The organism is Spirosoma aerophilum (assembly GCF_054782495.1).
Map to the genome: position 1 here is coordinate 677,137 of NZ_BAAGSJ010000004.1, position 12,819 is coordinate 689,955.

General features: G+C 49.4%; 13 protein-coding genes. 3 read left to right on the forward strand and 10 right to left on the reverse strand.

What is annotated here, in order from left to right; all coding sequences use genetic code 11:
* Positions 1-55 precede the first annotated feature (55 nt).
* The gene (locus ACYVK4_RS04645; RefSeq protein ID WP_461126308.1) at positions 56-1,120 is read right to left on the reverse strand and encodes a TerC/Alx family metal homeostasis membrane protein; all 1,065 of its coding nucleotides are present in this window, start codon (positions 1,118-1,120) and stop codon (positions 56-58) included.
* A 143-nt stretch (positions 1,121-1,263) separates the two neighbouring features.
* Here ACYVK4_RS04645 and ACYVK4_RS04650 point away from each other — a divergent pair, with 143 nt between their 5' ends.
* A complete protein-coding gene (locus ACYVK4_RS04650) occupies positions 1,264-2,007 on the forward strand; it encodes a glycosyltransferase family 2 protein (protein ID WP_461126309.1) in 744 nt (247 codons plus the stop codon).
* A gap of 98 nt (positions 2,008-2,105) precedes the next feature.
* On the opposite strand, the gene lpdA is transcribed toward ACYVK4_RS04650, so the two are convergent.
* Entirely contained in the window at positions 2,106-3,506 is a 1,401-nt protein-coding gene (gene lpdA, locus ACYVK4_RS04655; RefSeq protein ID WP_461126310.1) for a dihydrolipoyl dehydrogenase, read from the reverse strand.
* 259 nt (positions 3,507-3,765) lie between these two features.
* Here lpdA and prfB point away from each other — a divergent pair.
* Both prfB and ACYVK4_RS04665 read left to right on the forward strand, forming a co-directional pair.
* Positions 3,766-4,843, forward strand: a protein-coding gene (gene prfB, locus ACYVK4_RS04660; RefSeq protein WP_461126311.1) for a peptide chain release factor 2 whose coding sequence is annotated in 2 segments (ribosomal slippage) — positions 3,766-3,825 and positions 3,827-4,843 — 1,077 coding nt in all. Because the reading frame shifts where the segments join, the coding sequence is not laid out codon by codon here.
* Positions 4,844-5,049: 206 nt separating this feature from the next.
* The gene (locus ACYVK4_RS04665) at positions 5,050-5,682 is read left to right on the forward strand and encodes an SGNH/GDSL hydrolase family protein (RefSeq protein ID WP_461126312.1); all 633 of its coding nucleotides are present in this window, start codon (positions 5,050-5,052) and stop codon (positions 5,680-5,682) included.
* 2 nt (positions 5,683-5,684) lie between these two features.
* On the opposite strand, the gene ACYVK4_RS04670 is transcribed toward ACYVK4_RS04665, so the two are convergent.
* The 8 genes from ACYVK4_RS04670 to ACYVK4_RS04705 form a co-directional block, all read right to left on the reverse strand.
* Positions 5,685-7,091: a S41 family peptidase gene (locus tag ACYVK4_RS04670; protein ID WP_461126313.1), complete on the reverse strand. Its 1,407-nt coding sequence runs from the start codon at positions 7,089-7,091 to the stop codon at positions 5,685-5,687.
* Between the two features lie 2 nt (positions 7,092-7,093).
* Complete coding sequence (locus ACYVK4_RS04675) at positions 7,094-7,792, reverse strand: DUF2306 domain-containing protein (RefSeq protein WP_461126314.1); 699 nt, start codon at positions 7,790-7,792, stop codon at positions 7,094-7,096.
* Positions 7,793-7,928: 136 nt separating this feature from the next.
* Positions 7,929-8,825 carry a LytR/AlgR family response regulator transcription factor gene (locus tag ACYVK4_RS04680; RefSeq protein WP_461126315.1) on the reverse strand — a complete coding sequence of 299 codons (897 nt, stop codon included), beginning with the start codon at positions 8,823-8,825 and terminating at the stop codon, positions 7,929-7,931.
* Between the two features lie 48 nt (positions 8,826-8,873).
* The gene (locus tag ACYVK4_RS04685; RefSeq protein WP_461126316.1) at positions 8,874-9,497 is read right to left on the reverse strand and encodes a rhomboid family intramembrane serine protease; all 624 of its coding nucleotides are present in this window, start codon (positions 9,495-9,497) and stop codon (positions 8,874-8,876) included.
* Between the two features lie 113 nt (positions 9,498-9,610).
* Positions 9,611-10,582 carry a polyprenyl synthetase family protein gene (locus ACYVK4_RS04690; protein ID WP_461126317.1) on the reverse strand — a complete coding sequence of 324 codons (972 nt, stop codon included), beginning with the start codon at positions 10,580-10,582 and terminating at the stop codon, positions 9,611-9,613.
* 49 nt (positions 10,583-10,631) lie between these two features.
* A complete protein-coding gene (locus ACYVK4_RS04695) occupies positions 10,632-11,447 on the reverse strand; it encodes a hypothetical protein (protein WP_461126318.1) in 816 nt (271 codons plus the stop codon).
* Between the two features lie 73 nt (positions 11,448-11,520).
* Positions 11,521-11,955, reverse strand: coding sequence for a nucleoside deaminase (locus tag ACYVK4_RS04700; protein ID WP_461126319.1), 435 nt, complete (start codon positions 11,953-11,955; stop codon positions 11,521-11,523).
* A gap of 42 nt (positions 11,956-11,997) precedes the next feature.
* Complete coding sequence (locus ACYVK4_RS04705; RefSeq protein WP_461126320.1) at positions 11,998-12,678, reverse strand: NUDIX hydrolase; 681 nt, start codon at positions 12,676-12,678, stop codon at positions 11,998-12,000.
* Positions 12,679-12,819: the final 141 nt, after the last annotated feature.

Here is a 12,819-nt window from a genome sequence, read left to right on the forward strand (position 1 = left end):
ACAAAAAAGCCATCCACATGTCTGTGTAGATGGCTTTTCATATTTATAATAACGATTAAGCTTCGACTTTTTTCTTTTCGGGTATAAGCCAAGAGGCCAGGACACTTATGCCCAGGATAGCGACAATAATGTAGAGTGAATAAACCGGCTTAAACCCCTGTTCAGCCAGCCAATGTTCAGCCAGCATTTTAGCCCCAATAAATGTAAGCAGCACGGCAAGACCCACCTTCAGGAAACGGAACTGGTCCATGATGCTGGACAGGAAAAAGAACATCGACCGTAACCCCATAATCGCGAACACGTTCGAGAAGAAAACAATGTATGGATCTTTCGTGATCGAAAAGATAGCCGGGATGGAGTCAACGGCAAATACCAGGTCGGTAAAAGCCACCACGATGACTATCAAAAACAAGGGCGTAACAAATAATTTTCGGTCTGTTTTTCGCCGGACGAAAAAATTGTCGGTAACATTGCGGTGGTAAACGTTCAGGTATTTACTGGCCAAACGGACAACAGGGTGTTTTGACGGTTCGATCTTCTCCTCTTCGTCTTTCTGAAAAAACAACTGAATACCGGTATATACCAGAAAGGCACCAAAAAAGAACATGATCCATTCAAAGCGCTGGATCAGGGCTGAACCCAGGAAGATGAAGACAAAGCGCAGGACGATTGCTCCGAGTATACCCCATACCAAAATCTTTTTGTAATACCGTTCCCGCACACCGAAAGAGTTGAAAATCAGGATGAAAACAAAGATATTATCGGCAGACAGTGAGTACTCGACCAGGTAACCTGTTATATACTCGAGTGACATGTTCGACTGAAACTTCGCTAAACTGGCCGAAAAATTGCTTGGAATCAATTCAACGTGTTCAGCGTATCGGTTGCTGACTTCCTGAAGCCGGGCCATATCGGTAATACCATGAACCAGGTACCCATAATTCTTTAAAAAGAAGTAAAAGGCAATGGACAAGGCTACCCATATAGCACTCCAGATAGCCGCTTCCTTAAATTGGACAACATGACTTTTGCGCTTTGAAAAAACGCCAAGGTCAACCGCCATAATGACAAGAACAAAGACTGCAAAGGCTAGAAAAAAGATGGTTTCGCTAGATAACATAATAAAAAATGAACAGATAATGAAGCCTTTGGCTTAAGCATGCTCCCGATTAAACAACAAATCTACGGCCAATATGTCATACCAAATGGCTTTAATTGTCAAATTAATTGGCATGATAACACCCACCGCTTAATTTTGCTATAATGTTTAATAATAAGAAGGTAATTGTCGTCATGCCCGCCTATCGGGCAGCCTTAACGCTGGAACGGACTTACCGCGAAATCCCGCTCGATTTAGTCGATGAAGTTATATTAGTCGACGATGCCAGTCCAGATAATACGGTCGAAGTAGCCAAGCAGTTGGGTATTCGGCACGTTATCCGTCATGATCAAAACAAAGGTTATGGTGGCAACCAGAAAACATGTTATGCCAAAGCGCTGGAGCTTGGTGGCGACATAGTTGTCATGCTTCACCCTGATTATCAATACACTCCTTTACTTTTACCGGCCATTATTTCCATCATTGGCAACGAGTTGTACCCCGTTGTCTTTGCTTCCCGTATTTTAGGTAAAGGAGCCCTGAAAGGGGGAATGCCGATGTATAAATACATCGCAAACCGCTTTCTGACCTTTTCGCAGAACGTTCTGATGAATCAGAAACTCTCCGAATACCATACCGGTTATCGGGCTTTTTCGGGCGAAGTGCTACGCAGTCTGGATTTCACACACAACTCCGACGATTTCATTTTCGATAACGAAATGGTGGCGCAGGTTTTCTTCAAAGGCTACGAAATTGGCGAGGTCACCTGCCCCACCAAGTACTTTGAGGAAGCCTCATCTATCAATTTCCGACGCAGCTCCATCTATGGATTGGGTGTTCTACGGACTTCGTTTCTGTATTTCCTAACCAAACTTGGGCTAGCTAACTGGAAGGTGCTGAAGGCATAATTTTTTGCAATAATGACCTTGCCTGACATAAAAAAGCCCTCAGTTTGTAACTAAGGGCCTTTATTCTATTTTGTCATGCTGATCGATACAGCAAAATACTACAGGTGAATCGCTTCACCATAAGCCGCTTCCGTAGCATCTTTAATGGCTTCAGACATGGTTGGGTGCGGGTGAACCGTTTTCAGAATCTCTTCGCCGGTTGTTTCCAGCTTGCGAGCGGCTACCACCTCGGCAATCATTTCCGTTACGTTTGAGCCAATGAAGTGAGCACCCAGAAACTCGCCGTATTTAGCATCGAAGATCACTTTTACGAAGCCTTCGGGAACGCCACCGGCTTTCGCCTTGCCCGAGGCCGAGAACGGGAATTTGCCTACTTTGAGCTCGTAACCCGCTTCACGCGCAGCCTTTTCCGTATAACCGACTGAGGCAATTTCGGGCGTGCAGTACGTACAGCCCGGAATGTTATTGTAATTCAGCGGCTCAACGTGTGGCAGGCCCGCAATTTTCTCAATGCAGATGATCGCTTCGGCAGAGGCTACGTGCGCCAGCGCCTGGCCTTTCGTTACGTCGCCGATGGCGTAATAGCCTTCTACGTTGGTGCGGTAGTAATCGTCGGTAACAATTTTGCCGCGGTCAACTGAAATACCCAGCTCTTCCAGACCAATATTCTCAATATTGGCCACCACACCCGCTGCCGACAGAACGATGTCGACGTCGAAGGTTTTCTCGCCGTCGGGGGTTTTCACGAACACTTTGCAGCCATTGCCGCTGGTGTCGACTTTCGTAACCTCCGACTTGGTGTAAATATCAATGCCCAGTTTTTTGTACTGCTTGGCCAATTCTTTCGAAATGTCTTCATCTTCAACCGGCACCACGTTGGGCAGGAATTCGATGATGGTCACTTTGGTGCCCATGCTGGCGTACACATAGGCGAATTCAACACCAATAGCACCGGAACCGATTACCAGCAGGCTATCAGGCCGCTTTTCGAGCGACATGGCCTTCCGGTATTCGATGACCTTGTTACCATCGATGGGTACGTTCGGCAATTGACGGGCACGGCCACCGGTAGCAATAATGATATGTTTAGCTTCGTATTCCGTGACTTTACCGTCGGCGGCTGTTACGTCAACTTTCTTACCTGCTTTTACTTTACCGAAGCCATTGATGACGTCAATTTTGTTCTTTTTCATCAGAAACTGAACGCCTTTGCTCATGCTGTCGGCAACGCCCCGGCTTCGCTTGATAACGGCTCCGAAATCGGCTTGTGACTCGCCCGATATGGTAATGCCATAATCGGCGGAGTGTTTGATATACTCAAAAACCTGCGCCGATTTCAGCAGGGCTTTGGTTGGGATACAACCCCAGTTCAGACAGATACCGCCGAGGCTTTCGCGCTCAATGACGGCTGTTTTCATACCCAACTGCGACGCCCGGATAGCAGCTACATAGCCGCCCGGTCCGCTACCCACAACGATTACATCGTACTGTGAAGCCATTAGTTAATGAATGAATTATGTAGAATGAAAAAAGTAAACTCTTCTTACAAGGAGAACGCAAAGGTAGGCCGAAAAGTTGATACCCGATGTAAACCCTTACCCCAGCTTGATTTGTTCTATCTTTGCATTGTATCACAGCGATACCCAGAGGAGAACAAAGCGACACGGAGGTATTCTTCTGATTTTTCTCAGTGAGTCTCTGCGCTCCTCTGTGTATCGCTGTGTCACATTTTATTTTTTCAAACAAGAAGACAAGTTCATGACAACTGACCAGTTGACCGACTTGAGAGCCAGAGTAGAGGCTTTGAGGGGGTATCTTTGACTACGATAATAAGAAAGAACAACTAGCTGAACTCGAACAGCAGACATTTCAACCCGAATTCTGGACCGACGCGGCCCGTGCCGAAGGGGTTATGAAGCAGGTACGCGGTCTGAAAGGCTGGACTACCGGCTATGAGAAGCTGAACAGCCAGTTCGGCGATCTCGAAACCCTGTTTGAATTTTACGAAGCCGGCGATGTAACGGAAGAGGAAGTTGATGAGGAAGGCCGTAAGGTAACGACCACTCTCGAAGAACTCGAACTCAAAAAAATGCTCGGTAATGAAGAGGACCAGCTTAGCGCGGTGCTCGAAATAAACGCCGGAGCCGGTGGAACCGAAAGCCAGGATTGGGCCGATATGCTCTACCGAATGTATATGCGCTGGGCCGAAAAACATGGCTACGGCCTCAAACAGGTCGACTATCAGGATGGCGACACGGCGGGCATTAAATCGGCAACGATTGAAGTGGACGGCCCGCTGGCCTATGGCTTCCTGAAATCCGAAAATGGTGTTCACCGGCTGGTGCGCATCTCGCCCTTCGATTCCAACGCCCGTCGACATACCTCCTTTGCGTCGGTATATGCTTATCCGCTCATTGACGACACGATCAACATTGAAGTCAATCCGGCCGATATTGACTGGGACACGTTCCGGTCGGGGGGCGCGGGTGGCCAGAACGTGAACAAGGTCGAAACCGCCGTTCGCCTGAAGCACAAACCGTCGGGCCTGATTATCGAGTGCCAGCAGGAACGGAGCCAGTTACAGAATAAGGAAGTAGCCATTCGGTTGCTGAAGTCCAAGCTGTATGAAATTGAGGTTCAGAAGCGCAATGCCGCCCGGGCCGAAGTGGAAGCCAGCAAACAAAAGATCGAGTGGGGTTCACAAATCCGTTCCTACGTACTCGACGACCGCCGGGTGAAAGACCACCGTACAGGCTATCAAACGTCGAATACAGAAGCTGTGCTGGATGGCGATATCGACCCGTTCATCAAAGCGTTTTTGCTGGAGCAGGAGTAATAACCGCATGGGCGGCCCCGCAGGATTTTTGTGATTTAACTGACCGACTGTGATTTTGTTGATCGATAAAGCAAATAATGATTAACGAAGATTTAAAAATCTAATTTTGATAGCCATTCGCTTTTTCGAGTCAGGCATTCAGTATGTTAGGCAAAATCATGAAAATCAATCAAATCATAAAAATCCCGGTTTTACTACTTTTCATAATGACTGCCACGTCAGCCTTCTCTCAGTCAAAACACACCTTTTTATCCCTGGGCGACTCCTATACCATTGGCGAAAGCGTGCCCGAAGCCGACCGGTGGAGCGTTCAACTGGCGGGTATGCTGCGAAAAGAAGGTATCGATGTGGCAAACCCGGATATTATTGCTAAAACCGGCTGGACAACGGCCGAATTGCAGGAAGCCATCAAAGCCAGCGGAAACCAGAACACCTACGGGCTGGTTTCCCTGCTGATTGGCGTCAATAACCAGTATCGGGGCCAGAGTCCGGACCGCTACCGGGCCGAATTTATTCAGCTATTGCAAACAGCGGCTCAATTTGCAGGTGGCAAACCGACGCATGTTTTTGTGCTCTCTATTCCCGATTGGGGGGCTTCGCCGTTTGCTGCTGGTCGCGATAAAGCCAAAGTAGCCCGCGAGATCGACCAGTTCAACGCCATTGCGAAGGAGGAATGTCGAAAGGCAGGCATTGCGTATGTTGATATTACCCCCCTCTCCCGATCAGCCACTGGCGACGCAACACAATTTGCTTCCGACGGGCTTCACTATTCGGGCAGGCAGATGCAGCAGTGGGCCGAGAAGGCTCTGCCGGTGGCAAAGACACGAATCACGAACTAAGCCTACGGTCGTTCGATGACCAGCGTTTTGGCGGGAGCTGTCCGCTCCAGGGCTTTCTGCATCACCACATCCTGTGTGGATTGCCATTCATCGACAAACACATCGGGCAATACGCCATGTCCATCATTAGGCGCTTGGGTGGCATGAATAACCTGATACAAAGGAACCCTCACCCGCAACCCCGAATGATGTAGTGGGCGGGTAGGAACCTGCATGCCGGCACTTACAAATCGGCTGCCTCCACTTTCTGACCCAACAAATGTAGCCCGGTTTTGCTCATGCAGATAAGCCGCCATGAGCGATGCTGCCGACGCCGTTCCACCATTTATCAACACGGTCAGCTGCCCCGCAAATAACTGGCGTACTGGCCGGATGGTGTATGTATGACGCACGCGCCCGGCGGCCCGGTTCACGGAGGTTCTGAGGGAAAGACGGGCACTATAGAGAAACCGGAACAACTGATTTACAACTCCCAGCGGTGATGCCCCCTGCGCTTTTTGATACCGCTCAAAAGAAAGGGTCGTGGGTTGATGAAGCAGGTGTTTCAATAAAGTTGTAGCCGTCCAGACGCGTCCACCGGTATTGTTTCGCAAATCGAGCACCAACTGCCGAACAGACTGTTTCTGTAGCAACCGCATAATCCGTTTTACCCTGAACTGATTTAGAATCCCGCCCACAGACCGAAGCTGCAATACGGCCACATCAGGCTGTTTGTTCAGTGAATAGAGAGTAATATCGGGGCTGGCGTGCCAGATTTGATAGGGCTGGTTGGCGAGATAGGCTGCCATTGTATCCGGTTTGGCCTTATCGGCTATGATTTGCTGACGAATCATACCCGTGCTCGAAGCAACCAATAGGTTCAACGTATCGACCAGTCCAAAACGAGCAGCATACACCGTAGCAAACTGCCGGTTGACTGCCCAGTGTTTCAGTGATGGATTGGGGCCATCACTCGCAAAAAACTGCAACAGGCTATCAGCGATCAAGGGTGCCGAACGGCCGTTAATCTGCCGAATAGTGTCGCCGGTAGCGCGGTTGAGCAATTGGTTGTCGGCCGTTAGGTAAAGGTTCGACAGAAACCTATTGCCGGGCTTTGTTGTAGCCTGCCCTTTAGCCACAGGTAGCGAAACTGTAGTATGCAGACATTGTATCTGAGCCGAAGCCACACGGGCAACACGCATAAATTGCCGGGCTGTCATGGGCTGCGCTATTCGCTGACCAATCTCATCAAACTGCTTTCTTAACGCATCCGGCGATTGATATTGCGCGTAACCGGGGTGCCAGGTTTCCAGCAGGGTGCGTAATCGCTCAATATCGGCCCGCAGCTGTTCGGGGGTTAAACGTGCTTGACCAGAGGCTTCTTGCCAAAAGGATAACACAAAAAGCAGCGTTATAACGAAACGGCTCATACTTAAGCAACAGCGGGGAGTTTAGAACCGCTGAATTTCAGCTTGTAATACCGAACGGTATAACCAATGAGCATTCCACCCACTAGCGAAGGAGCTATCCAACCAACGGTTGACATCCATTCGGGTGCATTAGTGGGTAACAAGCGGGGCAGGTTGGTGACCAGAGCCGCCGTAAACGTGGCAATATACGAGCCGCCCATTCGGGTGAAGTGCTGAAAAAACCAATGCATCTTTTCACTTGGGCGCGTCATGGCTTGAACATCGCGGCCGGCAAATGTCATGGTCAACAGGCCAAAGAAGGTAAATAAAATCGGGAAGAACGACGCTCCGTATTGTGCCAGCAAATAAATGCCAAAGCTTATCATAGCCAGACTAACCAGCAACGTGACAAACGTAAGGGCTTTGTCAGCCAGGGTTGGTCCCGATTTTTTCTGTTTGGTGGCCCGCCAGCCCGTCATGCTCAGGTAGAAGCTGAAAACAGCAATGCCGGTCAGAAATAAACGCATCATCTTAAACGGCTGTAGAGCACATAACATCAAGGCTGATATAGCTACTGCTATCATGCAGTAAACATAAATAAGCCCGGCCCGATTATGCAGTTGTCCTCCCTTTTTGGCGATCATGGGAATCAGGCCAACAAGCAGGGCGGAAAAGCCTGTCGCGATGTGAAGAATGAGCAGAGAAATGATGACTGTTTTCATGGCCGTTACCGGGTTTGTTTTTCGTTGAGACAAACCTACGGCAACCCAGAAGAAGTCAATAATGAAAAGGGACCACCAACACGCTTTGGGGCGTTTGACAAAGCAAAATGGCGTTTGGGACGAACGGAGGGGCGTTTTACAAGGCTTTCAGTTCCGCAATAAGGGTCTCGTTATACTGCCGGGCTACCGGCACCACAAATTGCCCTGACAACAAATGCAGTTTGTAGCCCTGCGCATTGCCCGTTACACGCTCTACCCGGTCGAGGTTAACAATGTAAGACCGGTGGCACCTGACAATATAGGGCTGGGTAATCTGTTTCTCCAGCCGACTAAGGCTACTCCGCAGCAGCGGCTTCATAACCTGCTTATTTTTCAGATGGGTAACCGTGCAGTAATTATCGCTCGACTCAATGAAGAGGAGATCTTCGGAATTGATCGTGACAACATCTTTTTCATTGTCAGCAACGAGGGTAACGGTTGGCTGTTCGGGCTCAGTAGCTGAGCCAACCGGGGTGTTTTGGGCCAGCGTCGTTTCATCATTATGCACATGGACCGGCAAACTGGCAGCGGCCTGACTGTATTTTTTAAGTTGGGTGATATAGTTAACGAATACAAGCCCCGTTATTGGAAATAACCCGATCAGGAAAGTCCCCAGAATCATACCCAGCCAACTCATGCCACTAACCTCTTCCGATCTCAGCAGCCAACTCAAATAGAGCCGGTTAGCTACCGCAATGAGCGTGATATTAACCATCAATCCCAGTATTTCACGGCCAACGGTCCATTGTTTCTCTGCATACAGACTCGGGAACAGCCGTCGAAGAATAACAAAATTAAAGACTGTTACCACAAACGTTACGGCACCAAAGCCCAGCGTTTTGAACGCCTTGTCGGGTGTATTCCATGAAGCCAGTCCAAAGGGTTGGAAGATCAGCAGAAACAGACCAATAAATAAGCCGATCAGTGCTGCCTTTCGTAATTGGGAAAGGGCCGAGGAATCAATTGGGTAAGGTTGATTAAAAAATCGGAACATGGTTTCCGTTCAATTTTACTAGTTACCTGCTTACCTGTTCACTATTCCTTAAAAGGGTCTCCAGCCGGCAATCTGGTCAAGAAAACCGGGCAGCACTTCCGGATACACCACAATCATGAAAATAATCCCAAACAAAGCACCGTAGAAGTGAGCATCGTGGTTTACATTTCCCGCCCCCCGTTTCGACTCGTAATAGGAATAAGCCAGATAAAGACCTCCGAAAATGAAACCCGGAATACCAATGGGGATAAAGTACATGTAGATCGGCGTTAACGGCCGGAACAGAATGGCCGCGAAAATAATAGCCGATACACCCCCCGATGCGCCCAAAGAGTTATAACCGGGATCGTTTTTATGTTTCAGAAAACTGGGAATATCCGACACCAGAATAGCGACCAGATAAAAGCCGATCAGGTATACCGCCCCGTTGCCACCAAACAGCATGCTAAACACCTGCTCGATGAATCCCCCAAAAAAGTAAAGACTGAGCATGTTGAAGAACAAATGTCCCCAGTCGGCATGTAGAAAACCCGACGTAATCAGGCGGTAATACTGCCCCCGGCTGGCGACCTGATAGGGATTCATGATCCACTGATTCATCAGGCTATAGTTATTCCAGGCGGCCACACTCACGATAACCGTAACAACAATGATAATCAGGGTAATACTCATGGCTTGATGAATGATGTAATGTATATGATATATGCTGTACCCACGGACTTTAGTCCGTGATTATTTTCACAAACACGGACTAAAGTCCGTGGGTACAGCATACAGCGCTCTATCTAGCTTTCCCGCTCGACAAGCTGACGGGCAAATTGAATCAACAGGGCTTTCCGACCGGGTTGGGCATTGATCTGGTCAAAATTGGCAAATCCAAGAGCGAAATACTCATTGATGCGCGCTTCGGTAAGCTCCCGAATACCCAACTGGTTATAAATAGCAGTAACGGCCTTTACTTTTTCGGCTTTGTCAAACTCCGTTCGTGTTAACCAGTCGATCAGTTCATCCCGGACAGTACCTTTGGCCTGTGCCAGGGCTTCAATGAGCAGGAAGGTTTTTTTATTGGCAATAATATCGCCACCAACCTGCTTGCCGAACTTGGCCGGGTCACCGTACACATCCAGCAGGTCATCTTTTAACTGAAAGCCAACCCCGATGTTCATGCCTCCATCATACAGATGCCGGGTTGTTTCAAGATCGGCACCTCCAATCAAGCCACCTAATTCCAGTGAATACCCAAGCAGGACGGACGTTTTTAGCCGAATCATGTCAATGTACTCGGCTTCAGAAACATCCCAGCGGGTTTCGAAATTCATGTCCATCTGCTGGCCTTCACAGACTTCGGCAGCAGTGCGGCTAAAGCGAGCCAGCGCCATAGCCAGTTTGTCGGATTCGATGTGGAGCAGCAGCTGATAGGCGTTCACGAGCATGACATCGCCCGACAGAATGGCGACATTCCCATTCCATTTCTCATGTACGGTCAGCTGCCCCCGGCGAAGCGGAGCTTTGTCCATAATGTCGTCGTGCATGAGCGTGAAGTTGTGAAAGACCTCGACGCCCAGCGCCGGACGAATCGCTTTCCGCCAGTCGTCCGTGAACAGGTAGGCACCCATCAACGTCAGCAAGGGACGCATACGCTTCCCTCCCAAACTCATAATGTATTTTATTGGATCGTAGAGTTCGGGCGGGGCCTGCCCGTATTCTATAGACTGAAGTTCATCTTGAAGTGCATCAATGAAAATAGCAGGACTCATTCGGCAAGTTTACGTTTCGGCCAAAAATACGTCAAAAGACCCCAAAAGCCTAACGATGAAACATCCGGCGGTAATTCCGCTGGGAAGGCGTCATGATCACAAAGATCAACCGCGCCGAGAGGACAAAATAACCATCCCGCCGATTGCTATTGCCGCGTTGTGCACCGGGGGCGTTGGGCTTGAGACCAATCTCCAGCCGCCGGTCTGATAAGGCAGCGGCAAATGGATCCATCAGCGTAATGTCGGGATAAACGGTACTCACATCGTCCAGATAATCACTGAACACATGGGTGTAAGCAGCCTCCACGTTCCATTTTAATCGATCTGTCGAGTGAATGGGAACACCCAGACCGTAGCGCACAGTAAACGGCAGCCGGTTATACCGTACGCCTTCTGTTTGTAGCGAGGGTAGGCTGACCGATTGCCCCTGAAACATCGCTCGGGGTGTTATGTGGGTTAGCCCAACGCCTGCCAGTGCATAGGGGATGATCACATGATTGCGATGACTGGCCGGCCAGAAATCCCATTGTACACCCGCCCAGATGTCGGGGTTTATACTATAAAATGACAGGTTGTTATACGCCAGATGAGTATCTCTATGCGTACCCCGAATATAATAGAGCTGTCCTTCAGCCCGCAACGTCAGCTGAGGAGAGTATCGATAGGCAATCGCCATATCCAGGGCAGCCCCCAGGCGTAAATGGCCCAGATTACCCGCTTCGGTCAAATCACCCAGATAATGGGTAGCGCCCAATCCGCCATTTAAAAGCCAGCTACCCGGCCGCTCGCGCCAGATCTCGGAACGCTGCGCCTGCAAGCCCGACGGATAGCTTATACAGATAACCAGAATGAAAAAACGCCACATACACCGCACAACTGTAAGTCGTTATGATCAGCGTATGTGACGAATTAGTTCAAATAAGGTAACTAGCTATTGCCTATAGTTCACCAATATCCTCATTCCAGAGCGTCGGCTTTTCGGCAATGAACTGGTTCATCATATCCACACACTCGGGCAGGTCAAGATCAATCACTTCCACCCCATGCTGTTCCATGAATGCTCGCGCTCCGGAAAACGTACGAGACTCACCAACAATGACTTTGGGAATCTTGAACTGCACGATGGTTCCGGCGCACATGTAGCAGGGCATCAGGGTGGAGTAAATAACCGTATCGCGAAACGACCCAACCCGGCCGGCATTATTCAGGCAGTCCATCTCGCCATGCAGGATCGGGTTATTTTCCTGCACCCGCTTGTTATGGCCCGACGCCACCAGTTCGCCATTTTTGATCAGCGCCGACCCGATCGGGATGCCGCCTTCGCTTAAACTCTTCCGGGCCTGACGAATAGCCTCCTGCATAAATTCATCCATGTTCCTATACGTTTATTGATACTGCAGTTTATCAACTGACAACTACAGCAATTTCATTGTGTAATAATCTCCCACGTGCTGTAAATACAGGAAATGCAACAGCAACCCATTGACGTTTGTGATCAGTTTGTGTGCTTCGGGTAAGGTGGCTACCACACTCGTTATACGCTCGAACTCCGACTGATTACCCATGTTTTGCTCATGAAACGCCATGATCTCGTCGCGGGCCATTTCTTTCTCGATGTAGAAAAAGTGCATGCCCTCATCGCTGGTGCCGGTGCTGGGGTGCCACACGCGTGGGTTCAGCCTGGTCAGTTCATTGGCCGAAACGGTCATGCCGATCTCTTCGCCCAGTTCGCGGGCGGCCACTTCGCCGGGAGCATCGCTGGCATCGACCATACCGGCCGGGTGCTCATACGTTTGTGAGCCATCGGCAATGCGTCGCTGTTTCACCAGAACCACAAATTTCTGCCGCGTCTCTTTCTCAATCAAACAGACCAGCATCGAAACCGCATGACCTTTCAGGAAGAGGGCGGGCGGAATCTTGTCGCCTTCGGGGGTGTCGGCGTCCACTTCGAGCATGGCGAACAACACTTCCCCATTATGCCGATAGCGGATATAAAAGTCTTTTACAGCATTAATTTTCAGACCATTCGCTTCGGCCTGACTTTTCCAGTACCGAAACTTGGGCGCGTCCTCAAGCGACTCCTTCTGATTTTTCATTACGCTAGTTATACATAAAACGGTTTCGGCGTTTTAACTTTTTAATAATAGTGACGTGTAGGCTATGTGTAGCGCCGAGCGTCGGTACCACAAAAAAACGTCTTTAACCTGACAGGCATCAGGTTAAAGACGTAACGATGT